23 protein-coding genes, 1 other RNA gene and 2 pseudogenes are annotated in these 24,558 nt (G+C 64.9%); 22 read left to right on the forward strand and 4 right to left on the reverse strand.

The annotated features are described in order from the left end of the window. Positions 1-23: 23 nt before the first annotated feature. Positions 24-539: an SspB family protein gene (locus GGD63_RS11400; protein WP_183241859.1), complete on the reverse strand. Its 516-nt coding sequence runs from the start codon at positions 537-539 to the stop codon at positions 24-26. Between the two features lie 114 nt (positions 540-653). Beyond that, positions 654-1,021, reverse strand: a transfer-messenger RNA (tmRNA) gene (gene ssrA / locus GGD63_RS11405). Positions 1,022-1,117: 96 nt separating this feature from the next. On the opposite strand from ssrA, the pseudogene GGD63_RS11410 reads away from it, so the two are divergent. From GGD63_RS11410 to GGD63_RS11460, 11 genes and pseudogenes are all read left to right on the forward strand, one after another. After that, a pseudogene (locus GGD63_RS11410) lies at positions 1,118-1,580 on the forward strand (chromate transporter). Next, positions 1,577-2,105 (forward strand): annotated as a pseudogene (locus tag GGD63_RS11415) (chromate transporter). The pseudogenes GGD63_RS11410 and GGD63_RS11415 overlap by 4 nt, the downstream one beginning before the upstream one ends. 96 nt (positions 2,106-2,201) lie before the next feature. Further along, entirely contained in the window at positions 2,202-2,963 is a 762-nt protein-coding gene (locus tag GGD63_RS11420; RefSeq protein ID WP_183241861.1) for a tripartite tricarboxylate transporter TctB family protein, read from the forward strand. A 7-nt stretch (positions 2,964-2,970) separates the two neighbouring features. Next, positions 2,971-4,485, forward strand: a complete 1,515-nt coding sequence (locus GGD63_RS11425; protein ID WP_183241863.1) for a tripartite tricarboxylate transporter permease — start codon at positions 2,971-2,973, stop codon at positions 4,483-4,485. 208 nt (positions 4,486-4,693) lie between these two features. Then, entirely contained in the window at positions 4,694-5,488 is a 795-nt protein-coding gene (locus GGD63_RS11430; RefSeq protein WP_183241865.1) for a thymidylate synthase, read from the forward strand. Positions 5,489-5,493: 5 nt separating this feature from the next. After that, on the forward strand, positions 5,494-5,979 hold the full coding sequence (locus tag GGD63_RS11435) for a GNAT family N-acetyltransferase (RefSeq protein ID WP_183241867.1): 486 nt from the start codon (positions 5,494-5,496) through the stop codon (positions 5,977-5,979). Then, positions 5,979-6,488, forward strand: coding sequence for a dihydrofolate reductase (locus tag GGD63_RS11440; protein WP_183241869.1), 510 nt, complete (start codon positions 5,979-5,981; stop codon positions 6,486-6,488). Before GGD63_RS11435 ends, GGD63_RS11440 begins: the two co-directional genes overlap by 1 nt. 153 nt (positions 6,489-6,641) lie before the next feature. After that, a complete protein-coding gene (hflK, locus tag GGD63_RS11445; protein WP_183241871.1) occupies positions 6,642-7,784 on the forward strand; it encodes an FtsH protease activity modulator HflK in 1,143 nt (380 codons plus the stop codon). Then, positions 7,781-8,677 (forward strand): protease modulator HflC, encoded by an 897-nt coding sequence (hflC, locus tag GGD63_RS11450; RefSeq protein WP_183241873.1) that lies wholly within the window; start codon positions 7,781-7,783, stop codon positions 8,675-8,677. The genes hflK and hflC overlap by 4 nt, the downstream gene beginning before the upstream one ends. Positions 8,678-8,747: 70 nt before the next feature. After that, a complete protein-coding gene (locus tag GGD63_RS11455; RefSeq protein WP_183241875.1) occupies positions 8,748-8,954 on the forward strand; it encodes a DUF2065 domain-containing protein in 207 nt (68 codons plus the stop codon). Between the two features lie 145 nt (positions 8,955-9,099). Then, on the forward strand, positions 9,100-10,605 hold the full coding sequence (locus tag GGD63_RS11460; protein WP_183241877.1) for a Do family serine endopeptidase: 1,506 nt from the start codon (positions 9,100-9,102) through the stop codon (positions 10,603-10,605). A 241-nt stretch (positions 10,606-10,846) separates the two neighbouring features. Here the strand turns inward: GGD63_RS11460 and serB are convergent, their stop codons facing one another. Further along, positions 10,847-11,752, reverse strand: a complete 906-nt coding sequence (gene serB, locus GGD63_RS11465) for a phosphoserine phosphatase SerB (protein WP_183241878.1) — start codon at positions 11,750-11,752, stop codon at positions 10,847-10,849. Positions 11,753-11,763: 11 nt separating this feature from the next. Between serB and miaA the strand changes: the two genes are divergently transcribed. The 9 genes from miaA to GGD63_RS11510 all read left to right on the forward strand — a co-directional run bounded on the left by miaA (position 11,764) and on the right by GGD63_RS11510 (position 21,270). After that, positions 11,764-12,720: a tRNA (adenosine(37)-N6)-dimethylallyltransferase MiaA gene (gene miaA, locus GGD63_RS11470; protein WP_183241880.1), complete on the forward strand. Its 957-nt coding sequence runs from the start codon at positions 11,764-11,766 to the stop codon at positions 12,718-12,720. A 325-nt stretch (positions 12,721-13,045) separates the two neighbouring features. Further along, positions 13,046-14,821: an acetolactate synthase 3 large subunit gene (locus GGD63_RS11475; RefSeq protein WP_183241882.1), complete on the forward strand. Its 1,776-nt coding sequence runs from the start codon at positions 13,046-13,048 to the stop codon at positions 14,819-14,821. Between the two features lie 4 nt (positions 14,822-14,825). Further along, positions 14,826-15,779, forward strand: coding sequence for a threonine dehydratase (locus GGD63_RS11480; protein ID WP_183241884.1), 954 nt, complete (start codon positions 14,826-14,828; stop codon positions 15,777-15,779). Between the two features lie 236 nt (positions 15,780-16,015). Then, entirely contained in the window at positions 16,016-16,558 is a 543-nt protein-coding gene (gene ilvN / locus GGD63_RS11485) for an acetolactate synthase small subunit (RefSeq protein WP_018640841.1), read from the forward strand. Between the two features lie 3 nt (positions 16,559-16,561). Then, a complete protein-coding gene (locus GGD63_RS11490; RefSeq protein WP_183241886.1) occupies positions 16,562-17,257 on the forward strand; it encodes a class I SAM-dependent methyltransferase in 696 nt (231 codons plus the stop codon). 49 nt (positions 17,258-17,306) lie between these two features. After that, positions 17,307-18,182, forward strand: coding sequence for an EamA family transporter (locus tag GGD63_RS11495; protein WP_183241888.1), 876 nt, complete (start codon positions 17,307-17,309; stop codon positions 18,180-18,182). Between the two features lie 7 nt (positions 18,183-18,189). Continuing rightward, entirely contained in the window at positions 18,190-18,792 is a 603-nt protein-coding gene (locus tag GGD63_RS11500; protein WP_183241890.1) for a LysE family translocator, read from the forward strand. A gap of 133 nt (positions 18,793-18,925) precedes the next feature. Next, positions 18,926-19,945: a ketol-acid reductoisomerase gene (gene ilvC / locus GGD63_RS11505; RefSeq protein WP_027577255.1), complete on the forward strand. Its 1,020-nt coding sequence runs from the start codon at positions 18,926-18,928 to the stop codon at positions 19,943-19,945. A 473-nt stretch (positions 19,946-20,418) separates the two neighbouring features. Next, positions 20,419-21,270 (forward strand): SDR family oxidoreductase, encoded by an 852-nt coding sequence (locus GGD63_RS11510; RefSeq protein ID WP_183241892.1) that lies wholly within the window; start codon positions 20,419-20,421, stop codon positions 21,268-21,270. Between the two features lie 7 nt (positions 21,271-21,277). Here GGD63_RS11510 and GGD63_RS11515 read toward each other — a convergent pair whose 3' ends face one another. Beyond that, the gene (locus tag GGD63_RS11515) at positions 21,278-21,916 is read right to left on the reverse strand and encodes a hypothetical protein (protein ID WP_246785450.1); all 639 of its coding nucleotides are present in this window, start codon (positions 21,914-21,916) and stop codon (positions 21,278-21,280) included. An 88-nt stretch (positions 21,917-22,004) separates the two neighbouring features. On the opposite strand from GGD63_RS11515, the gene GGD63_RS11520 reads away from it, so the two are divergent. After that, complete coding sequence (locus GGD63_RS11520) at positions 22,005-22,661, forward strand: TetR/AcrR family transcriptional regulator (RefSeq protein WP_246785451.1); 657 nt, start codon at positions 22,005-22,007, stop codon at positions 22,659-22,661. Positions 22,662-22,837: 176 nt separating this feature from the next. Next, complete coding sequence (locus GGD63_RS11525; protein WP_183241895.1) at positions 22,838-24,550, forward strand: sulfatase-like hydrolase/transferase; 1,713 nt, start codon at positions 22,838-22,840, stop codon at positions 24,548-24,550. Positions 24,551-24,558: the final 8 nt, after the last annotated feature.

Below are 24,558 nucleotides of genomic sequence, written 5' to 3' on the forward strand. Positions count from 1 at the left end.
ATGGCTTCGCGCGACAGCCTAGATCATTTCTTGCGGAAACGATCGAGCCGCACGACCTCGGCACCGCCCTGGCTCGGCGGGGTCGACTCTTCCGCGGTCTCCGCCTTCTCGGCGGCGGCAGGCACGGCTACGGCCGAAGGGGCAGGGGCCGCCGGCAAATTCTCAGGCGCGACTTCGGCGACATCGGACGTGTCGAACTGGAGGCCGAATTTCACGGACGGATCGAGGAAGCTCTTGATGGCGCTGAACGGCACGATCAGCCGTTCCGGAATGCCGCCGAAGGACAGGCCGACCTCGAAGCGGTCTTCGAGCACTGTCAGATCCCAGAACTGGTGCTGGAGGATGATCGTCATCTCCTCCGGATATTGCGCCAGCAGCCGCGACGACAGCTTCACGCCCTCGGCCTTCGACACGAAGGTGATGAAGAAATGGTGCTCGCCGGGCAGGCCATGGACCGCGGCATCGGTCAGCACCTTGCGCAGCACGCCGCGCAACGCGTCGCGGGCCAGCACATCGTATCGGATATGATCGGTCGCCATGGTGGTCCTGTTGCATTCCAGGAGTTGGGCCCTGCCGGCCCGACTCGCCAAGCCGCAATAGTACCGTGTCTGACGGGTTGGCAGGAGTCCCCGCAAGGGAGGAAATAGAAGGCAAGTGGAGGCTTCTGTTGCCAGGTGCCTCCGAACCCCGCCTAGCGGAGCTTAACCCGCTAGGACTTTAGAGTGGTCTTTCAAACTGCGTTACGCAGCCTGAGCAACCGGAGCAAAGTTGTCGTTGGCAACTATTGCAGTAGCCCGATAACGGCGGAACAATACCGGGAAAAAGTACGCCCTTTACGCCCTCGTCGATCCTATTTCGCCCCCGCCAAAGCCCGCTTGTGGGGCCAGCCCGATGGTGGGCTTTGGTGGAGGCGCCGGGTACCGCCCCCGGGTCCGAATGGTTTATTGCGACGACCGTTTATTTCCATAGCCGGCGAACCGGCACCCCCAATATAGGGGGCAAAGGTTTCAAAAAACAGAGGTTTCGAGCGGCGATGTGCGGTTCCCTTTGGATAGGTTCCGGGATCGCCGCGGGTCCGATCTTGGCCGGGCCGCGGCCGCCGTTCTAACCTCCTGAGATGTCCGCCGATTCAGCACCGGCCGTCCAAGAGGCAGATCAAGAGCCGGACCAGCCCGCCTCGGTTGCCGCCCCGCCCAGCCTGACCGCGCTGTTCGAGGCCTTTGCCCGGCTGTCGCTGGCGGGTTTCGGCGGGGTTCTGGTGTTCGCGCGGCGGGCGATCGTCGAGCAGCATCGCTGGATGACGGCCGACGAGTTCAACGAGACGTTTGCGCTCTGCCATTTCCTGCCCGGCCCCAACATCGTCAATCTGTCCATGGTGTTCGGCGCGCGGCTGCGCGGATCACCGGAGGTGTCGCCGCCTTTGCCGGGCTGCTGCTGTCGCCGACGCTGATCATGACCCTGAAGCGGATGTCTTCCTCGCCATCGGCGTGCTTCGCCTGCCGCTCTCCGCGGTGCTCCTGGTCGCGATCCCCGTGAGCGTTGGCGCCACCTTCCTCCTGCGGCGGAAGGTAGCAATGTGAACGCCGAGAACCCGGTCTGGGCGCTGATCTCGACCTTCGGCCTGATGTCGCTGTTCGCGGTCGGCGGCGCCGCCGCGGCGGTGCCCGAGATGCACCGCATCGCGGTCGACGAGCATCACTGGATGACCGACAAGCAGTTCACGGATGCTGATGCGATCGCGCAGCTCTCGCCGGGTCCAAACGTGCTTATCGTGACGTTAATCGGCTATGCCATCGTCGGCATGCCCGGCGCGCTCGCGGCGACGCTGGCGATGTGCCTGCCGACCGCGCTGGTTGCCTATTATGTCAGCCGTCTCCTAACGGCCCAGCCAATCGCGCTGGCCGGCCCTGATCCAGGCTGCATTGGTTCCGCTCTCGATCGGATTGATGGCGGCGAGTGCCCTGATCCTGGCCGAGGCGACCGACCGGACAATTGCTGCAGTGCTTCTGACCGCGATGGTTGCGATGATCGCATCGGTCTCGCGCATCGATCCGCTCTGGCTCCTGCTCGCCGGGGGCCTGTTGGGTTTTGCTGGCATTGTGTGATGAAAATCGCTAGGCAGTGCTGCGGCCCGGGGGATCCCTTTCCAGCCGATTTAGAACAACAGTGCTCGTGACTTACGGGTCGCGGAGGAGACATGCATGGCCGAGACGATGGGCCACTCAGCGACAGCCACTCGAAACACCTCGGTGGCGATCGGTTTCTGCCTGCTGGCGATAGCGCCGCAGATCTTCGAATTCATCTGGTCGATCGGGACCATCTTCGGCTGGGGCGCGGGACGCGGCCCGGCCACCGTCCTGATCAGCCACGCCACCGCGCTGGTCGCGGGCGCTCCCGCAGCCCTGATCGGATCGGCCAGTGGTGAGACCAAGAAGGCGTCCTCCGATGTGCTGCTGGCGCTGATTTATTCTTATCCGATTTTCGCGGTGGCGATCGTCACGCTGTTCATGACCATCCGGTCGGCGCAGGACTATGTCGGCGGCGTCATTCTGATGGCGGTCGCCTTGTTCGCGCTGTGGGCTTCGAGCGATTTGCAGGGCATGCGCGGCTTCTCCTTCGGCGCCGGCACCGCGCCGCGGATGTTCGGCGGGCTGCTAGTCGCCTTGTCGGCCGGCATCGCCCTGACCGGCCTTTTGAGCGAGGGGCCGGGAATGTCCCACTATTCCTGGCGCGGCCCGCTGTTCGTGATGGTCGCGATCCTGTTCTTCGCGCTGGCGATCCGGCCGCTCGGCCTCGTGGTCACGGCCTTCGCGAGTTTCATGATCGCAGCGACAGGGTCACATGAGACGCGCTGGCTGGAGGCTGCCATCGTCGGCGCCTGCCTGACGCTTGGCTGTGCGATCCTGTTCCCCTACGTGCTCGGGCTCCCGATGCCGATGTTTCCGCGTTTCCTGATCCAGTGAGGGCGTGATGGATATCTTTGCCAACCTCGCTCACGGCTTTGCCGTCGCGCTCTCTCCCATCAACCTGCTGATGTGCCTGATCGGTGCCCTCGTCGGCACGCTGGTCGGCGTTCTCCCCGGTATCGGCACCATCGCGACCGTCGCGATGCTGCTGCCGATCACCTTCGGTCTGCCGCCGGTCGGCGCGCTGATCATGCTCGCCGGCATCTATTACGGCGCGCAGTATGGCGGCTCGACCACGTCGATCCTCGTCAACATTCCAGGCGAGGCGACATCGGTCGTCACCGCCATCGACGGCCACCAGATGGCCAAGCAGGGCCGCGCCGGCCCGGCGCTGGCGATTGCCGCGATCGGCTCGTTCTTCGCCGGCTGCGTTGCGACCGTGCTGATCGCCGTTCTCGGTGCGCCGCTCACAAAACTCGCACTGGCGTTCGGTCCGGCCGAATATTTCTCGCTGATGGTGCTCGGCCTGATCTTCGCGGTCGTGCTGGCCAAGGGCTCGGTGCTGAAGGCGATCGCGATGATCGTGTTCGGCCTCTTGCTGTCGATGGTCGGCTCCGACATCGAGACCGGCGCCTCGCGCATGGCCTTCAATATTCCGGAACTGGCCGACGGTCTCGGCTTTGCGACGGTGGCGATGGGTGTGTTTGGCTTTGCCGAGATCATCCGCAACCTCGACCATGGCGCCGAGATGAACCGAGACCTCGTGCAGCAGAAGATCACCGGCCTGATGCCGACCAAGAAGGACCTGGTCGACTCGACGCCGCCGATCCTGCGCGGCACCGTGCTCGGCTCGATCCTCGGCATCCTGCCGGGCGGCGGCGCGGTGATCGCCTCGTTCGCGGCCTATACGCTCGAGAAGAAGCTCGCCAAGAACCCGTCGCGGTTCGGCCGCGGCGCGATCGAGGGCGTTGCGGCGCCGGAAAGCGCCAACAACGCGGCGGCGCAGACCTCCTTCATTCCGCTGCTCACCCTCGGCATCCCGCCGAACGCGGTGATGGCGCTGATGGTGGGCGCGATGACCATCCACGGTATCGTGCCGGGTCCGCAGGTGATGCAGAAGCAGCCCGACCTCGTCTGGGGCATGATCGCCTCGATGTGGATCGGCAATCTGATGCTGATTATCATCAATCTGCCGCTGGTCGGAATCTGGGTCCGCCTGCTGCGCGTGCCTTACCGGCTGATGTTCCCCTCGATCGTGATCTTCTGCGCGATCGGCATCTACTCGGTGAACAACGCACCGGTCGACGTCATCCTCGCCGGCGTGTTCGGGCTTGTCGGCTACTGGCTGATCAAGCACGATTTCGAGCCGGCACCGCTGCTGCTCGGCATGGTGCTTGGACCGCTGATGGAGGAGAACCTGCGTCGTGCGCTGCTGATCTCGCGCGGCGACTGGAGCGTGTTCCTGACGCGTCCGTTGTCGGCGGTGCTGCTGGCGATCGCGGCGAGCCTCCTGATCCTCACGGTGCTGCCGGTGTTGCGCGCCAAGCGCGACCAGGTGTTCACCGAATCCGAGAACTGATCGCGCGACGCCTGCGACTTCGACAGCAGGATCAAGCTGATAGGTGAGGGGGCGGGACGAGAGTTCCGCCCCTTGTCGTTTGCCCCGGAACTCTCATTTTTCCTTGTATAATCGGTGGAGGCCGCGAATCGCCGCTGTCGCGGTGTCGGGGCGCCCATTAAGTTCGCCGCCTCCCCAAAGGCTGCCGTCTTCCTAAGGTTTTTGGCACATGCACCAATATCAGGACCTGCTCGAGCGGATTCTTTCAGACGGCGTCGAGAAGACTGACCGGACCGGCACCGGCACGCTGTCGGTGTTCGGCCATCAGATGCGCTTCAACCTGTCGGCCGGCTTCCCGATGCTGACCACCAAGCGGCTGCCGCTCAAGGCGATCGTGCATGAGCTGCTGTGGTTCCTGAAGGGCGACACCAACATCAAATATCTGCGCGACAACGGCGTCACCATCTGGGACGAATGGGCGGACGCCAATGGCGATCTCGGCCCGGTGTATGGCCATCAGTGGCGCTCCTGGCCCACGGCCGACGGGCGCAGCATCGACCAGATCGCCAATGTCATCGACATGATCAAGCGCACCCCGGATTCCCGCCGGCTGGTCGTCACCGCCTGGAATCCGGCCGACGTCGAGAAGATGGCGCTGCCGCCCTGCCATCTGCTGTTCCAGTTCTATGTCGCCAACGGCAAGCTGTCGTGCCAGCTCTATCAGCGCTCGGCCGACGTCTTCCTCGGCGTGCCCTTCAACATCGCCTCTTATGCGCTGCTCACCATGATGGTCGCGCAGGTCACCGGCCTGAAGCCCGGCGACTTCGTGCACTCGCTCGGCGACACCCATCTCTATTCCAACCATCTGGAGCAGGCGCGGCTCCAGCTTACGCGCGCGCCGCGCGCGCTGCCGGTGATGCGGATCAATCCCGATGTGAAGGACATCTTCTCCTTCCGTTACGAGGATTTCGAGCTCGTCGGCTACGATCCGCATCCGCACATCAAGGCGGAAGTTGCGGTCTAGCGCGGATGTCGGTCAACATCCGCCGCGTGCGCTCCGGTGAAGCCGGGCTCGTTCTTGCGTTCATCCGCGAGCTCGCCGACTATGAAAAGCTCTCGCATGAGGTCGAGGCGACCGAGGCTGACCTCGCGGAGGCGCTGTTCGGCGAGAGGCCGCAGCTCTATTGCGCGATCGCCGAGTGGAACGGCGAGCCGGTCGGCTTTGCGGTCTGGTTCGCCAATTTCTCCACATTCAGCGGCCGCCACGGCATCTATCTCGAAGATCTGTACGTGCGGCCGTCGCATCGGGGCAGGGGCCTCGGCAAGGCGCTGCTGGTCTATCTCGCCACGGAGTGCGTCGAGAACGGCTGGTCGCGCCTGCAATGGGCGGTGCTTGACTGGAACGCGCCGTCGATCGCGTTCTACAAGTCGCTGGGCGCCGTGATGATGGACGACTGGACGCTGTGCCGCGTCACCGGTCCTGCGCTGAGGCGGCTTGCCGGGGGCACGTCCTGATGGAGATCGTCTTCGTCGTTGCGATCGCGGAAAACGGCATCATCGGCGCGGGCAATGCGATGCCGTGGCGCTTGAAGTCCGACATGGCGCGCTTCAGGGCGCTGACGATCGGCAAGCCCGTGATCATGGGCCGCAAGACCTTCGAATCCTTACCGCGCCCGCTTCCGGGGCGCACCAACATCGTCATCACGCGCGATGCGGCTTATCGCGCCGCAGGTGCCGTCGTCACGACATCGGCGGCGGATGCGGAGGCAGTCGCGCGCGGTGATGCCCTGCGGCGTTCGGTCACCGAGATTGCGGTGATCGGCGGCGCCGAGATCTTCCGGCAATGGCTCGATCGTGCCGATCGCCTCGAAATCACCGAAGTGCATGCGCGGCCCGAGGGCGACACCCATTTCGACATCGGCAAGGCAGAATGGGATGAGGTGGCGCGCATCCGGCATCCTGCCGGCCCCGACGACAGCGCCGACTTCTCCTATGTGACATATCGTCGGCGGTCGCCCCATTAACCGAATTCGCCAATGTTAACATTGACTTTTCTGTCCCCGGGCTTAGCTCGGAAGGCGGCGAGGGCTGCGTTGTAAGGGACCTGCCTGTCCCCTATAAAGCCGGACCGGACAAAGCGGGCGGGGGCAATTCCACCCTGCCGAGGAGAGCGTCGAATGCCGTGGAAGAATCAGGGCGGTGGCCCATGGGGCTCGGGTCCGAAAGGACCATGGGGCACGGGCCCGCAACCGGTCGGGCCAAGGCCGCCGGATCTGGAAGACCTTCTGCGGCGCGGCCAGGACCGCCTTCAGCAGATCATGCCGGGCGGCTATTTCTCCGGCGTCGGCATCACGCTGATCATCCTGATCATCATCGCATTCTGGCTGCTGTCGGGCTTCTTCCGCGTGCAGTCTGAAGAGCGCGGTGTCGTGCTGCGCTTCGGCAAGCATGTCCGCACCGTGGACCCCGGTCTGAATTATCATCTGCCCTATCCGATCGAGACCGTGCTGCTGCCGAAGGCGCTGCGCGTCAACACCATCTCCATCGGCATGACGCTGATTGACGATCCGGCGCGGCGCGGCCGCTCCATCCGCGACGTGCCGGAGGAGAGCCTGATGCTCACCGGCGACGAGAACATCGTCGATGTCGACTTCACCGTGCTGTGGCGCATCAAGCCGGACCCGGGCGGCGTCGGCGACTTCCTCTTCAACATCCAGAACCCCGAAGGCACCGTGAAGGCGGTGGCCGAGAGCGCGATGCGCGAGGTGATCGGCCGCTCGCAGATCCAGCCGATCCTGACCGGCGCCCGCAACACGATCGAGCAGGGCGTGCAGGAGCTGATCCAGAAGACCCTCGACAGCTACGGCGCCGGCATTCTCGTCACCCAGGTGCAGATGCAGAAGGTCGATCCGCCGGCGCAGGTGATCGACGCGTTCCGCGACGTGCAGGCGGCGCGCGCCAATCTCGAGCAGCTGCAGAACGAAGCGCAGACCTACGCCAACCAGGTCGTGCCGCAGGCGCGCGGACGTGCGGCGCAGATCCTGCAGGCCGCCGAAGGCTACAAGGAGCAGGCGGTCGCCGAGGCCAAGGGCCAGAGCTCGCGCTTTCTGAAGGTTTACGAGGAATACAAGAAGGCGCCCGACGTGACGCGTGAACGGATCTATCTCGAGACGATGGAGCGCGTGCTCGGCGGCGCGGACAAGCTCGTCTATGACGGCGGCCCCTCGGGCCAGGGCGTCGTGCCCTACCTGCCGCTCGGCGAATTGACGACCAAGCGGCCGCCTGCCACCGGCCAGCAGTCGAGCGGAGGCAACCGATGAGGTCTCCGGTCACAGGTATCGTCACGCTGCTCGGGCTCCTGCTCGTCGTGATCGTCGGCTACATGTCGCTGTTCACGGTGCAGCAGACCGAACAGACCATCGTGCTCCAGTTCGGCAAGCCCGTCGACGTCGTCACCGATCCCGGCCTGCACTTCAAGGCGCCGTGGAATTCGGTGATCAACATCGACAAGCGGATCCTCGACCTGGAGAACCCGTCGCAGGAAGCGATCGCGTCCGACCAGAAGCGGCTCGTGGTCGACGCTTTCGCGCGCTACCGCATCAAGGATGCGCTGCGCTTCTATCAGAGCGTCGGCTCGATCCAGGCCGCCAACATCCAGCTCACCACGCTCCTGAACGCGGCGCTGCGCCGCGTGCTCGGCGAGGTCACCTTCATCAACGTGGTGCGCGACGACCGCGAGAAGCTGATGCTGCGCATCCGCGACCAGCTCGATCGCGAGGCCGACGGCTACGGCATCCAGGTCGTCGACGTCCGGATCCGGCGCGCCGACCTGCCGGAGCAGAACAGCCAGGCGGTCTATCTGCGCATGAAGACCGAACGCGAGCGCGAGGCGGCCGAGTTCCGCGCGCAGGGCGGCCAGAAGGCGCAGGAGATCCGCTCCAAGGCCGACCGCGAGGCGACCGTGATCGAGGCGGAAGCCAGGTCGCAGGCCGAGCAGACGCGCGGCGTCGGCGATGCCGAGCGCAACCGCCTGTTCGCCGAAGCCTACGGCAAGGATGCCGACTTCTTCGCCTTCTACCGGTCGATGACGGCCTATGAGAACGGGCTGAAGTCTAACGATACCCGCTTCCTGCTGCGGCCGGATTCGGATTTCTTCCGGTATTTCGGTAACCCGGCCGGCAAGACGGCGACCGAGACGCCGGCGAAGCCGTAAGCTAGACAGGGGCGGCAGTTCTGCCGCCCTTCGTCCAGACAAGAACAGCACCACGGGAGGTTCCAATCCGATGAGGTCCATTGCGTTCGCCGACTTCCTCATCGGCTTGGGCATCCTGTTCGTGCTGGAAGGCTTGATGTTCGCGGCAAGTCCAAACTGGATGCGCAAGGCCATGAAAAGTGCGATGGCCACTCCCGACCACGTCCTGCGGGCCGTCGGGATCGGTTCGGCCGTGGCCGGCCTGATCCTGATCTGGGTAATGCGGCGTCCGGTTTAGCGGCAGAGCCAACGCCAAAGTGAAGGCGGGAGGCCGGTTTTCGCCATATTATCCCGGTCTTGGGACCCGTTAAGGTCCGCGCTTGCGCCGCGCCCCCGTTCGAGCGCAGTCTGGCGCCGAATCCTTATTTTCTCTGGAGATCACAATGACCGCTGCCACCATTGCCCCGACCCGCTTGCGCCATGGTGTGCGCATTGGGCTGGCTGCGCTCGCCATCAGTGCTTTCGGCGCGCTCGGCAACCCGGCTCAGGCGCGCGGACCGGAGGGCATCGCCGACGTCGCCGAGAAGGTGATCGACGCGGTCGTCAACATCTCGACCTCGCAGACCGTCGAGGCCAAGGGCGGCGGCAGCAACACCATGCCGCAGCTTCCGCCCGGCTCTCCCTTCGAGGAATTCTTCGACGACTTCTTCAAGAACCGACGGGGTCCCGGCGGCGGCAGCAAGGGCGGCGACAACGGTCCGCCGAAAAAGACCAATTCGCTCGGCTCCGGCTTCATCATTGATACCGCCGGCGTCGTCGTCACCAACAATCACGTCATCGCGGACGCCGACGAGATCAACGTCATTCTCAACGACGGCACCAAGATCAAGGCGGAGCTGGTCGGCGTCGACAAGAAGACCGACCTCGCGGTGCTGAAGTTCAAGCCGACCAAGCCGCTCGTTGCGGTGAAGTTCGGCGACTCCGACAAGCTGCGCCTCGGCGACTGGGTGGTCGCGATCGGCAATCCGTTCAGCCTGGGGGGAACGGTGACGGCCGGCATCGTCTCGGCCAAGAACCGCGACATCTCTTCCGGTCCCTATGACAGCTACATCCAGACCGACGCCGCCATCAACCGCGGCAATTCCGGCGGCCCGCTGTTCAACCTCGAAGGCGATGTCATCGGCGTCAACACCCTGATCATCTCGCCCTCCGGCGGCTCGATCGGCATCGGCTTCGCCGTGCCGTCGAAGACGGTTGCGGGCGTCGTCGACCAGCTCCGCCAGTTCGGCGAGCTGCGCCGCGGCTGGCTCGGCGTGCGCATCCAGAGCGTCACCGACGAGATTGCCGAGAGCCTCAACATCAAGCCGCCGCGCGGCGCGCTGGTTGCCGGCGTCGACGACAAGGGCCCTGCCAAGCCCGCCGGCATCGAGCCCGGTGACGTCGTCGTCAAGTTCGACGGCAAGGACGTCAAGGATCCGAAGGACCTGTCCCGCGTCGTCGCCGACACCGCGGTCGGCAAGGAGGTCGATGTCGTCGTCATCCGCAAGGGCCAGGAAGAGACCAAGAAGGTCACGCTCGGCCGCCTGCAGGATCCCGAGAAGGTGCAGGCCGCGGTGAAGACCGACGAGCCGGCGCCCGAGAAGCCGGTGACGCAGAAGGCGCTCGGTCTCGATCTTGCGGCGCTGAACAAGGACCTGCGCACGCGCTACAAGATCAAGGACAGCGTCAAGGGCGTGGTCGTCACCAATGTCGACGCCAATTCGGATGCCGCCGAAAAGCGTCTCTCCGCCGGCGACGTGATCGTCGAGGTTGCGCAGGAAGCCGTCTCCAGCGGTGCCGACATCCAGAAGCGCGTCGACCAGCTCAAGAAGGACGGCAAGAAGTCGGTGCTGCTGCTGGTGTCGAACGCCGACGGCGAGCTGCGGTTCGTGGCGCTGAGCGTGCAGTGACTTCATCCGTCATTCCGGGGCGATGCGAAGCATCGAACCCGGAATCTCGAGGTTCCCCGGTGCGCAATTGCGCACCAAGATGTCTGGTGCTTTGCACCATCCCGGAACGACGATTGTGTTGGTCTCGTAGGGTAGGCAAAGCGCGCTTGCGCCGTGCCCACCACTCTTGCCGCGATGGGAGAAAGATGGTGGGCACGCTTCGCTTTGCCCGTCCTACCGCTGCTGAGCCCGTGGCGAGAGATTACCCCTCCACGAACTCCTCGCGCTTGTACCCCTGCGCATAGAGCAGCGCGGTGAGATCGCCGTGGTCGATCCGCGCTGCTGCCGCGGCTGCCACAGCCGGCTTGGCGTGATAGGCCACGCCCAGCCCCGCCGCCTGGATCATCGCGAGGTCATTGGCGCCATCGCCGACCACGACCGAGTCGACGTCGTCGAGATCGAACGATTCCATCAGATCCACCAGCGTCGCCAGCTTCGCGGCGCGGCCCAAAATCGGCTCCTTGACCTCGCCGGTGAACTTGGCGTCGCGCACGACCAATTCATTGGCGCGGTTCTCCTGGAAGCCGATCTTGGCGGCGACTGCGCGCGTGAACAGCGTGAAACCGCCGGAGACGAGGCAGGTGTAGGCGCCGTGCGCGCGCATGGTCGCGACCAGCTCACGGCCGCCCGGCGTCAGCGTGATGCGCTTGTCCAGCACCTCGTCGACGACACTGGCGGGAAGGCCCTTCAGCAGCGCGACGCGCTCGCGCAGCGCCGGCTCGAACTCGATCTCGCCGCGCATCGCGCGTTCGGTGATGCCTGCGACATGGGCCTTCATCCCGACCAGGTCGGCAAGCTCGTCGATGCATTCCTGGCCGATCATGGTGGAATCCATGTCGGCGAGAAAAAGCTTCTTGCGCCGGAAGCCGGCAGGCTGCACGACGATATCGATGGGCAGGTCGCCGCGAAGCTCGCGGAGCCGCTGCTCGATGGCGTGACGGTCGCCTTCGAGGTTACTGTCGGCACCGAAGGGGATGTCGACCGCAACCCCGTCGAACAGCCAGTGCGCGGGCGCTGCGTTGGGCAGCACGGCACGGGCGCCGTCGACGATGGTGGAGTCGAGGGCGGGATTGTCAGGGTTGCAGATCAGCGTGGCGACGAGGGACATTTGAGGTTTTCGTGAGCGAGAGGCAGGTCAGCGGAAGGCCTATTGGCAAGGCGGTGCTTATCGCAGGCCCGACCGCCAGCGGCAAGTCGGCGCTGGCGCTCGAGCTTGCGCTCAGCGCCGGCGGCACGGTCATCAATGCCGATTCCATGCAGGTCTATCGCGACCTCCGCATCATCACGGCGCGCCCCACACATGGCGATGAGGCGCGAGCGCCGCACCGTCTCTACGGCCATGTCGATGCGGCCGTGAATTTCTCCGCCGGGGCCTGGGTTGCCGACGCGGCGAAGGCGCTCGAGGAGGCGCGGGCCGAAGGCCGGCTGCCGATCTTCATTGGCGGCACCGGGCTCTATTTCAAGGCGCTGACCGCGGGTCTTTCCGTGGTGCCGCCAATCCCCGCCGAGCTGCGCGAGGACGTGCGGGCGCGGCTGGAGCGAAACGGCGTCGAGGCGCTGCATGCGGAACTCGCTGCCCGCGATCCGCGCGCGGCCGGGCGATTGAACCTGCGCGACCGCACCCGCATCGCGCGCGCGCTCGAAGTGGTCGAGGCGACCGGTCGTTCGCTGCTCGATTGGCATCAGGAGGGCCAGCCGCCGCTGTTGCCCAGGGACAGTTTTCGCGCGGTATTCCTCGCCCCCGAGCGCGACGACCTCTATGCCCGCATCGACGCCCGCTTCGATGCCATGCTGGGTGCCGGCGCCCTAAGGGAGGTCGAGCGGCTCGCAGCTCGCGGTCTTGATCCGCTGCTGCCGGCGATGAAGGCCCACGGCGTGCCGGCCCTGATCCGGCATCTGCGCGGGGAGCTCAGCCTGGAGGAGGCCGCCACGATCGGCCGCGCCGACACCCGCCACTACGCCAAGCGCCAGTTCACCTGGTTCCGGCACCAATTGCCCGAATTCGAGTGGGTGAAGCTGGAGGAGGCGAGGGGATGGCTTGCGGCCATCATGAGGGCCGCCCGAGACCGGGACTGACGTGCATTTGTGCCGGGTTCCCGAATTTTACCTCTCGCCGAACCCCGGGAACACCGCTACACTGCCAAAATCGCGCGGGAACGGCCGCATTGCCTTGACATCCGGGCTTTGGCCGCTATGTTTCGCGCAACCTTTGGGAAGCCGGGCGCCTGCCATGCGTAACATTATTACCAAACTCCTTATCGCCGTCGTACCCAGGCACACCGCCGGGGATGGCTAGCTGCCATCCACAAGACAGGCGGTGTGCATGGGCCCTCTTCGGGGCCTTTTTTATTTCCCGAACCCAGAACGAAGCCGCTGACAACAGCGCATCCGGAGCAAGCCAATGAGTGACAAGAGCCACGATCCGAACCAGATGACCGGCGCCGCGATGATCGTCCGCGCGCTGATCGATCACGGCGTGACCGACATTTTCGGCTATCCCGGCGGCGCGGTGCTTCCGATCTACGACGAGATCTTCCAGCAGAGCGAGGTCCAGCACATCCTGGTCCGCCACGAGCAGGGCGCGGGCCACGCCGCCGAGGGCTATGCGCGTTCGACCGGCAAGCCCGGCGTTGCGCTGGTGACCTCCGGACCCGGTGCCACCAACATGGTGACGCCGTTGACCGACGCGCTGATGGACTCGATCCCGCTGGTCTGCATCTCCGGCCAGGTGCCGACGCATCTGATCGGCAACGACGCCTTCCAGGAATGCGACACGGTCGGCATCACGCGGCCCTGCACCAAGCACAACTGGCTGGTGCGCGACGTCAACGACCTCGCCAAGGTGCTGCACGAGGCCTTCTATGTCGCGACCTCGGGCCGTCCGGGCCCGGTGCTGGTCGACGTGCCCAAGGACGTGCAGTTCGCGACCGGCACCTATCATCCGCCGCGCAAGTCCGACGTGCACCGGTCCTACGCGCCGCGCGTGAAGGGCGATGCGACGCAGATCCGTAAAGCGGTCGCGCTGCTCGCGAACGCCAAGCGTCCCGTGATCTACAGCGGCGGCGGCGTGATCAATTCCGGCCCCGAGGCGACCAAGCTGCTGCGCGAGCTGGTCGAGGTCACCGGTTTCCCGATCACCTCGACGCTGATGGGCCTCGGCGCCTATCCGGCCTCGGGCAAGAACTGGCTCGGCATGCTCGGCATGCACGGCACCTACGAGGCCAACATGACGATGCATGATTGCGACGTCATGCTGTGCGTCGGCGCGCGCTTCGATGACCGCATCACCGGCCGCGTCGATGCGTTCTCGCCCGGCTCGAAGAAGATCCACATCGACATCGATCCGTCCTCGATCAACAAGAACATTCGTGTCGACGTGCCGATCATCGGCGACTGCGGTAACATCCTCGGCGACATCCTTCAGGTGTTCAAGGCGGAGGCGAAGAAGCCGGACGTCAAGTCGTGGTGGCAGCAGATCGCGCAGTGGCGTGCCCGCAACTCGCTCTACTACAAGAAGAGCAACGACGTGATCCTGCCGCAGCACGCGATTCAGAGCCTGTTCGAGGCGACGCGCGGCAAAGATACCTACATCACTACCGAGGTCGGCCAGCATCAGATGTGGGCGGCGCAGTTCTACGGCTTCGAGGAGCCGCATCGCTGGATGACCTCGGGCGGACTCGGCACCATGGGCTACGGCCTGCCGGCCGCGGTCGGCGTGCAGGTGGCGCACCCGGACAGCCTCGTGATCGACATCGCGGGCGATGCTTCGGTGCAGATGACGATGCAGGAGATGTCGACGGCGGTTCAGTACGAGCTGCCGATCAAGATCTTCATCCTCAACAACCAGTACATGGGCATGGTGCGCCAGTGGCAGCAGCTGCTGCACGGCAACCGGTTGTCGCATTCCTATTCCGAGGCGCTTCCGGATTTCGTCAAGCTGGCGGAAGCCTACGGCGCCGTCGGCCTCCAGGTGCACAAGCCGGGCGATCTCGATGGCGCGATCCAGGAGATGATCTCGGTCAAGCGCCCGGTGCTGTTCGACTGCCGCGTCGCCGCGCTCGAAAACTGCTTCCCGATGATCCCCTCCGGCAAGGCGCATAACGAGATGCTGCTGCCGGAGCAGGCCAACGACGAGGCGACGGCCAAGGCGTTCGCCGGCGGCAAGGCGCTGGTGTAAGGCCATGTTCGACCTGAAGGAGCTCGAGCGCGCACATGCGATCGTGGGGCAGGCGGTGCCGGCAACGCCGGCGCATGCCTGGCCGCTGCTCGCCGCTCGGCTCGGCACCGAGGTCGTGGTCAAGCACGAGAACCACACGCCGATCGGCGCCTTCAAGGTGCGGGGCGGCCTTGTCTACCTCGAACGGCTGAAGCGTGAGCGGCCGAACACATCAGGCATCATCTCGGCGACGCGCGGCAACCACGGTCAGAGCCTGGCCTTTGCCGCGGGGCGCCACGGCGTGCCGGCGGTGATCTATGTGCCGCGCGGCAACTCGGTCGAGAAGAACCGTGCCATGAAGGCCTTTGGTGCCGAGCTGGTCGAGCATGGCGAGGACTTTCAGGCGGCAGCCGAAGAGGCCCGGCGGCGCGCCCAGTTTACCGGCCTGCACATGGTGCCGTCGTTCCATCCGGACCTCGTGCTCGGCGTCGCCACCTATGCGCTGGAGTTGTTCAGGTCCGCGCCCGATCTCGATACCCTCTACGTGCCGATCGGGCAGGGCTCCGGCATCTGCGGCTGCATCATGGCGCGCGACCTGCTCGGCCTGAAGACCGAGATCGTCGGCGTGCAGTCGACGGAAGCGCCGTCCTATGCGCTGTCGTTCGCGGCCGGCAGGATCGTGACGACCGAGACCAGCAACACGCGCGCCGACGGCATGGCGACGCGCATTCCGGACGCGGATGCGTTCGCGCTGATCCGCAAGGGCGCCTCGCGCATCGTGGAGGTCACCGACGACGAGGTCGCGGCCGCGATCCGCGCCTACTGGACCGATACGCACAATCTCGCCGAAGGCGCGGGCGCAGCCGCGCTCGCCGCGGCGCTTCAGGAAAAGACAAAGCTGCCCGGCAAGCGCGTCGGTCTTGTGCTGTCCGGCGGCAATATCGATTTCGATCTGTTCAAGCAATGGGTGGTCGCATGATTGCGCGAGCGCCCGCCAACTGCACCGCTGTCATCGTCCGGCTTGCCGCCTCCGCTAAAGCTTCGGCGAGCCTGACACTGCAGGTCCCGTCGAAGCCTTGGCGTAGACGGGACCGGACGATCCAGTACGCCGCGGCAGATGTGAGACTCACGACGCCGGTGATTACTGGATGCCCCGCCCCCGTGCGCAATTGCGCACTAGGCGGGGCATGACGAGAAAGAATAGAGGGGACGACAATGAACCAGCCCGCATCCGCCTACTTCATCGAGGACCGCCACGATCCCAACGAGACCCACACGCTTGCGGTGCTCGTGCAGAACGAGCCGGGCGTGCTCGCGCGCGTCATCGGCCTGTTCTCGGGTCGCGGCTACAACATCGAGAGCCTCACGGTCTCGGAGACCGAGGCCCAGAAACATCTGTCGCGCATCACCATCGTCACCACGGGCACGCCGATGGTGATCGCGCAGATCAAGAACCAGCTCGACCGCATGATCCCGGTTTACCAGGTCGTCGACATGACCCAGACCAAGCGCTCGATCGAGCGCGAGCTCGCGATGGTGAAGGTGCGCGGGCAGGGCGAGCATCGGGTCGAGGCGCTCAGGCTGGCGGACGCGTTCCGCGCCCGCGTGATCGACGCCACCACCGAGAGCTTTGTGTTCGAGATCACAGGCAATACGGACAAGATCAATCAATATATCGATCTGATGCGCCCGCTCGGCCTTGTCGAGGTTTCGCGCACGGGTGTTGCCGCGATCGGTCGCGGGCCTGAAGGGATGTGAACCATGCTGGCGCGCGACTGGTACTACAACGAGCGGAACCGGATGGGGATCGAGCCCGCGGTGGCGTCGATCTACGACAGCCATGACGATGCCGATCTGCGGGCGCGCGCCGCGCTGAAGATGCTCGGTGCCCAGCGCGGCTGGCGCATCGCCGACATCGGCTGCGGCAACGGCGTACTTGCCACCGAAGCGGCGCTGATGGGCGCCGAGGTCGACGCCATCGACATCTCGCCGGCGATGCTGGCGCTCGCCGAGATCTACGCACGCGACCGCAAGGCGCCCGTGCGCACCCAGTCCGCCGGCCTGCTCAGCTTCGCCTATCGGCCGGAATCCTATGACCTCATCGTCAGCGAATTCACGCTGCACCATCTGCCGGATTTCTGGAAGGCGGTGGCGATGTCGCGGATCTATCGCGCGCTGAAGCCGGGGGCGAGCTTTTACTTGCGCGACATCGTCTACGCCTCGATGCCCGACGTGATCGAGCGCGACGTCGAGCAATGGGCCGACTTCCAGATCAAGAACCACGATTTCTCGCGCGAGGGCGTGGTGACGCATATGCGCGACGAATATTCGACCTTCGGCTGGGTGATGGAGCGGATGCTGACCGACGTCGGCTTCACGCTGGTCTCGGCCGACTACCACGCGCCGATGCACGGCACGTATCTGCTGCGGAAACCGAAAGCCGGCGAGCAAGGCTAGACAAGAACAACAAACAGGGCTGCACGACAACGCAGAACCGGAAACAACAATGAAGCCGGCCGACATCCTCATCGCCGTCATGGTGGCGATCATCTGGGGGCTTGCCTTTGTGGCGAGCCGGATTGCGCTCGACGAGCTTTCACCGGAGCTGATGACGGCGTTGCGTTTTACGATCGCCGCGGCGCCGTGCCTGTTCATTCCCAAGCCAAAGGTCGCCTGGTCGCTGCTGATCGCGATCAGCTTCACGCTGTTCCTTGGCCAGTTCCTGTCGCAGGCCTACGGCATCGCCCACGGCGTGCCGGTGGGCCTGACCAGCGTCGTCGTGCAGAGCCAGGCGCTGTTCACGATCGGCTTTGCCGCGCTCGCATTCGGCGAGCGGCCGACGTCGATGCAGACGCTGGGCATCGTCGTTGCTGCGATCGGCCTGCTGATGATCTGCGGCACCGTCGGCTATGATTTCAGCGTTGCCGCGTTTGCGGTGCTGATGATCTCGCCGATCAGCTTTGCCGTCGGCAATCTGCTGCTGCGCGGGGCCCGCGGCGTGCCGATGTTCGATCTGTTTGCCTGGCTGTGCCTCGCTGCGGCCGTGCCGCTGTTCACGCTGGCGCTCATCGCCAACGGGCCGGCGTCGACCTGGACGTCGCTGACGCACATGTCGCTCGCATCGGCGCTCTGCATGCTGATGCTCGGCGGCCTTTCCACCAGCATCGCCTATTGGCTGTGGGGCCGCCTCTTGCGCGACTATCCCGCGGCCCAGGTGGTGCCATTCGCGCTGCTGGTGCCGTTCGTCGGCTCTGCCGCCTCCAGCATCGTGTTCGGCGAACGGTTCGGCCCGCTGCGCCTCGCCGGCATGCTGACCGTGATCGGCGGCATCGTCGTGATGGTGCTGGCGAAGCGCCCGCAAGTCCTGCCGAAGACCGCGTGAGGTGCACATGGCCTATTCGCTGTTCTATGCCTTCCTCGCCTTCATGGTGGTGATGTACTTCACGCCCGGGCCGAACAACATCATGCTGCTGTCCTCGGGCCTGACCTATGGCTTCCGACGCACCATCCCGCACATCGTCGGCATCGTCATCGGCTTTGCCTTCATGGTCGCCACCGTCGGCGTCGGGCTCGGCACCGTCTTCCTGGCCTATCCGATCCTCCAGACGCTTCTGAAGTATGCCGGTGCGGTCTACCTGATCTATCTTGCCGCCGTGATCGCCATGTCCGGTCCGACCAGGCCGGGCGAGGAAGATGGTCGCGGTCCGATGACCTTCTGGGGCGCGGCCATGTTCCAGTGGATCAACGCCAAGGGCTGGGTGATCGTGATCGGCACCATCACCGCCTACGCCGCGATTGCCCAGTTTCCCATCAACATCGTGATCCAGACCCTGATCAGCCTGCTCGTCGGCACGGTCTCGACCGTGGTCTGGGCGCTGTTCGGCAGCGCATTGCGGCCGATCCTGACCTCCGAGCGGCTGGTCCGCGCCTTCAATATCCTGATGGCGATCCTGCTGCTGGCCTCCCTCTACCCCGTTTTCATGGATGCATGATGTCGCGGATTTCCATGCAGAAACGGGTTTCCCTCAGGGCTGAAAATGCTCTAGACAGCCCCCGAAATCCGCAAATTTCACCCTTCGGACACTGACCATCGGCCGATTTTCGGCCCTGAACGAGGAAACGACTATGCGTGTTTATTATGATCGCGACGCCGACCTGAACCTGATCAAGGGCAAGAAGGTCGCCATCGTCGGCTACGGCAGCCAGGGCCACGCCCATGCGCTCAACCTGAAGGATTCCGGCGTCAAGGAAGTCGCCATTGCGCTGCGCAAGGGCTCGGCCTCGGCCAAGAAGGCGGAAGCTGCCGGCTTCAAGGTGCTGGAAGTTGCGGAAGCCGCCAAATGGGCCGACCTCGTCATGATGCTGACCCCGGACGAGCTCCAGGGCGACATCTATCGGGAGCACCTGCACGACAACATGAAGAAGGGCGCCGCCCTCGTGTTCGCGCACGGCCTCAACGTCCACTTCAACCTGCTCGATCCGCGCGCCGATCTCGACGTGCTGATGATCGCGCCGAAGGGCCCCGGCCACACCGTGCGCTCGGAGTATCAGCGCGGCGGCGGCGTGCCCTGCCTGATCGCGATCGCCAAGGACGTCTCCGGCAACGCCCATGACCTCGGCCTGTCCTACGCCTCCGCGATCGGCGGCGGCCGCGCCGGCATCATCGAGACCACCTTCAAGGAAGAGTGCGAGACGGACCTGTTCGGCGAGCAGGTGGTGCTCTGCGGCGGCCTGGTCGAGCTGATCAAGGGCGGTTACGAGACGCTGGTCGAAGCCGGTTACGCGCCCGAGATGGCCTATTTCGAGTGCCTGCACGAAGTGAAGCTGATCGTCGACCTGATCTATGAAGGCGGCATCGCCAACATGAACTACTCGATCTCCAACACCGCCGAGTACGGCGAATACGTCACCGGTCCGCGCATCATCACGGACGAGACCAAGAAGGAGATGCGCAAGGTTCTGGCCGACATCCAGGGCGGCAAGTTCGCCCGCGACTGGATGCTCGAGAACAAGGTCAACCAGACCTCGTTCAAGGCGACCCGCGCCAAGCTCGCTGCGCACCCGATCGAGGAAGTCGGCGCGAAGCTTCGTGACATGATGCCCTGGATCAAGAAGGGCGCACTGGTCGACAAGTCGAAGAACTAAGTCGTCGTCGGGACGCGGCGTATCGCTTACGCCGCGTCGGACACGAGAGCGAAAGCACAAGCTTCGCTCGCCAAACCAAATCTTAAGCCTTCGCGACTATAGTCGAGCGAGATCGCAGACAGCGGTCTCGCTCTTTTCATCTCGCGCCAAGCATTGCTGCTTCATTCAAATTCTTCGCGAGCTGATGTGCCCTCTGAGCACGAAGAACTGACGCTTAAACCACATTCTTGAGCTCGCGTCGTTTTTCAGAACTTTTTCAGAAACGGCCAATCGCCAAAAGCCCAGCGTCTCCAGAGTCAAGGATTCGGCTCTTCATCCGCATTTTCAAGACGCAATCCATCTCGTGTCGCGGCCTTCGCACGCCGCTTCATCTTAAGAGCTGGCACCTGCGGCATTCTGCTTGAGCCTTGGTTGGCATTGCGCACCAGCGGCTTCCTCCCCATGATCGCGGGAACTCAAAGGGGGAAACGACCATGCGATCCGTCGTCGTTACAGGCGCGTCCACTGGCATCGGCTGGGCCATTGCAAAATTCCTGGTCGGGCGCGGCTATCGTGTCTTCGGCAGCATCCGCAAGCAGGCCGATGCCGACCGGCTTCAGGAGGAGTTCGGTGCGAACTTTACGCCGCTCCTGTTCGACGTCACCGACGAAGCCGCAGTCCTCGCTGCTGCGCGAAAAGTCCGCGAGGCGCTGGGCGGAGAGACGCTGGCCGGCCTCGTCAACAATGCCGGCATCGCAGTCGCCGGTCCCGTGCTCGAATTGTCGGCGGATGATTTCCGCCGCCAGATGGATATCAACGTCATCGGTCCTGTGATCGCGACACAGGCGTTCGGGCCGCTGCTCGGCGGCGATCCCTCGTTGAAGGGGCCGAAGGGCCGGATCGTGATGATCAGCTCGGTTGCGGGCAAGAACGGCAATCCGTTGTCGGCGCCTTACTGCACCTCCAAGCACGCCGTCGAGGGCTTGTCGGAAAGCCTGCGTCGTGAGCTGATGCTGTTCGGCATCGACGTCATCATCGTCGCCCCCGGCGCGGTCAAGACGCCGATCTGGAGCAAGGCCGAAGAGATCGATCTCTCGGTCTACAAGAACTCGCCCTATCTGCCGGCGCTGAACAAGGTCATGGCCTTCATGATGGAGCTCGGCGCCAAGGGCCTGCCGGCCGAGCGCGTCGCCGAAATCGTGTTCGAAGCGCTGACGGCGGCGAGCCTCAAGGTGCGCTACCAGATCACGCCCGATCCGCTGCGCCATCTGATCGGCGCCGTGCTGCCGAAGCGGACGCTGGACCGCATCATCGCCAAGCGGCTCGGGTTGCTGCCGCAGGGGTGACCGTCGTTCAGCTCGCCTCGGCCGTCCGCCCACGTGGATGGGCGGCCATCGCGATCAGCCGCAGCGCCATCACGACGAGCAGCGGAAGGAGGAAGGCGGCATAGAGCGGCATCGCCGGCACGCGCTTGCCGAACGACACCATGAACTGGAGCCAGAGGTAATAGCCGCCCACAAGGTGCAGCGCGCGAAATGCGCGCGGCCCGAGCAGCGCGGCGGTGCGGTCGAACGAGGTCGCGCTCATGGCCACGATGAATGCATAGCCAATGCCGCCGAAGATGTAGGAGGCCGCCGAGGTGGCCTCCGCAAAGCCGGCCGGATCCATCCTGGCGAAGGCGACGATGGCAGCCGCGTGGATCGCGTGCGAGGCGGCGAAGCTGAGGCCCAGATAGCGGCGATTGCGGCGCTGCCAGCGCGTCCAGGCATTCGGCCACAGCCGCGCCAGTGCCGCGGCACTGAAGGCGAGGCAGAACAGCGTGAGCGAGCTTCGCGCCGTGAAGCGGATCACCATCCGCACGCCCTCGACCTCGAAGTGCCGCATCGCGGCGATTCCCAGGCTCAGGGCGATCAGGCTCACGACGAGCGCGGCCAGCAGCCGCCAGCCTTCCAGCCAGCCTTGACGTTGCGACAGGGCGCTCTCCTTCCTCATGTAAGCATCGATTACATTTGGGGATCGCGCATCCGTCAATGGTGTAATCGTTGCTTACATTCACGATGGAGTGATGCTAGAAGGCGCCATGTCCGCCCGTCCGACCTCCAAGCCGCGCGCCCGCCGCCAAACGCCTGAAGCCCGGCCGTACCACCACGGCGACCTCCGCCGCGTGTTGATCGACGCTGCATTGCAGCTCGCCGCGGAAGGCGTCGAAGTTTCGGTACGCGAGGCTGCGCGCCGGGCGGCGGTGTCACCGGGGGCGCCGTTCCGGCACTTCCCCAACCGCGATGCGCTGATGGCGGCCGCGGCCGAGGAGGCGCAGCGGCGCTTCCGAACCGAGATCGAGGCGGCGCTGGGCGAGGCTCCGGCTGCCGACCCGCTCGGCCGCTTCCGCGCCTTTGGTATTGCCTATTTGCGCTGGGCCATGCGCAACCCCGCGCATTTCGAGATCATCTCGACGGGGCGCTACTTCGCCCATGGCAGCTCGCCGGAGTTGACGCGTGACAATGCCGAGCTGATTGCGCTGACGGAGCAGATGCTGGCCGACGCGGCTGCGCAGGGCCTGCTGCGGTCGGCCGACCTCAAGCGCATCCAGATCGCCGGTCGCGCCCTGGTCTACGGTTTCGCCCGGATGAATCTCGACGGTCATTTTCCGCGCTGGGGCGTCGAGGAGGGGGAGATCGAGCGGATGGCGGAAGGGGTGATCGATCTCTTCATCTCCGGGATCGCCAGGCCCGATTAGCCACGAGCCAACATTAAGCGAACGTCGGGTTGCGGCGCGCGTTGCCTGTCCTTGACTGTTCCGTTACAGTTTTATGACACGGTGCAGGCTTCCGGCTGCGCCGGACGCCCCAGCCGTCTTGAGGACCGGCCAGACGGCTTGGTATTCCCGCGCCGGACCAGAGTTGCGTGTCGTCAATGGCGTCCGCGCCCAATCCAGGTCCTTCTGCCGCCACCGCCGTGCTGGCGAGCGTCGCCGCGCTCGGCATCTGGCGGCTGCTCGCGGTCGCGGCGCCGCATCTGGCTGCGCTTGCGCTGATGTACGAGACCGAGACCGATTTCGGCTCGCGCCTGTCCTTCGCGCTGGCCTGGGGCATCCTCAACTTCTTCTGGATCACGCTGCTGCGCCGGCCGGCGCTGTCGGGCGCGCTGTCGCTGACCATGGTGGTCGTGCTGGTGCTGCTGTCGCGGCTCAAGCATGACGTCGTGCAGATGACGGTGAACTTCATCGACCTGATGATGATCGACCGCGACACTGTCGCGTTCCTGTTCACGATCTTCCCGAATTTGCGCTGGTCGGTGATCCTGGCCGGCCTCGTCACGCTGCCGCTGATGTACGCGCTGTGGTGGCTCGATCCGTTCCGCATCCGCCGCCTGCCGGCACTCGCCTGCAAGCTCGCCTGTCTCGCCGCCCTGGTCGGCTATTCGCTCTATCATCCTGATGAAGCCTGGCGCGGCTATTACGACGACGGCTATCTCTCAAAATTCTTCCGCTCGGGCGTCAGCGCCGTCTCCGACTTCGCGCAGTACGGCTTCATGGAATCGGCCGCCTCGACCAACGAGCGGCTCAGCATGCCCCTGGTCGATGCCTGCCACCCTGCCGGCCGCCGGCCGAACATCATCATGATCCATGATGAATCCAGCTTCGACATCCGCGCCGCACAGGGCATCAAGGTGCCGCCGCGCTATGGCGATCATTTCAAATCGTGGGACGGCAAGCAGCGCACGTTCCTCGCCGAGAGCAATGGCGGGCCGAGCTGGTTCACCGAATACAACGTGCTCGCAGGGCTATCCTCGCGCTCGTTCGGTCGCTTCGCCTATTTCGTGACGCGCATTGCCTCGAACCGGGTCGAGCGCGGTCTGCCGCTGGCGCTGCGCCGCTGCGGCTACGACACGCTGTCGCTCTATCCCGCCTATGGCGGCTTCATGGGCGCCCGCAGCTTCCAGATGACGACCGGCATCGAGCGCTTCCTCGATTCGAAAGACCTCGGCGCCAAGGACGTCGAGCCCGACAGCTTCTTCTACGACAAGGCGCTCCAGCTGATGGGCCAGCAGCCGCCGAACAAGCCGCTGTTCACCTTCATCTATCTCGGTGCCAATCATTTTCCCTGGGAGACCCGCTTCCGCCCCGACCTGCTGCCGAACTGGCGCGCGCCGGGCAATGTGGCTTCCATCGATGAATATCTGCGCCGGCAGGCGATGAGCGCCGAGCAGTACAAGGCGTTTATTGCCGGCTTGAAGAAGACCTTTCCCGGCGAGCCTTTCCTGATCGTGCGCTATGGCGATCACCAGCCCGAATTTGCGCCGAACCTGCTCGAGCCCGGGCTCGACGAGGGCGCGATCGGCAAGAAGCTCGACGCTTACGATCCGCGCCTCTACGCGACCTATTACGCCATCGACGCCGTCAATTTCGAGCCGGTCAAGAGCGATGCCGTGATGGACACGATCGACGGCCCCTATTTGCCGCTGGTGATCCAGGAAGCCGCCGGCATCCCGCTCGACCCGTCCTTCGCCGAGCAGAAGGCGATCATGCTCCGCTGCAAGGGCCTCTTCTACGGTTGCAAGGACGGCGCCGAAGCGCGCCGGCTGAACCGGCTGCTGATCAATGCGGGGATAATCCGGGGGCTGTAGTTCTTTGT

It is taken from the genome of Bradyrhizobium sp. cir1, assembly GCF_014198245.1.
In the GTDB taxonomy this organism is placed as follows: domain Bacteria; phylum Pseudomonadota; class Alphaproteobacteria; order Rhizobiales; family Xanthobacteraceae; genus Bradyrhizobium.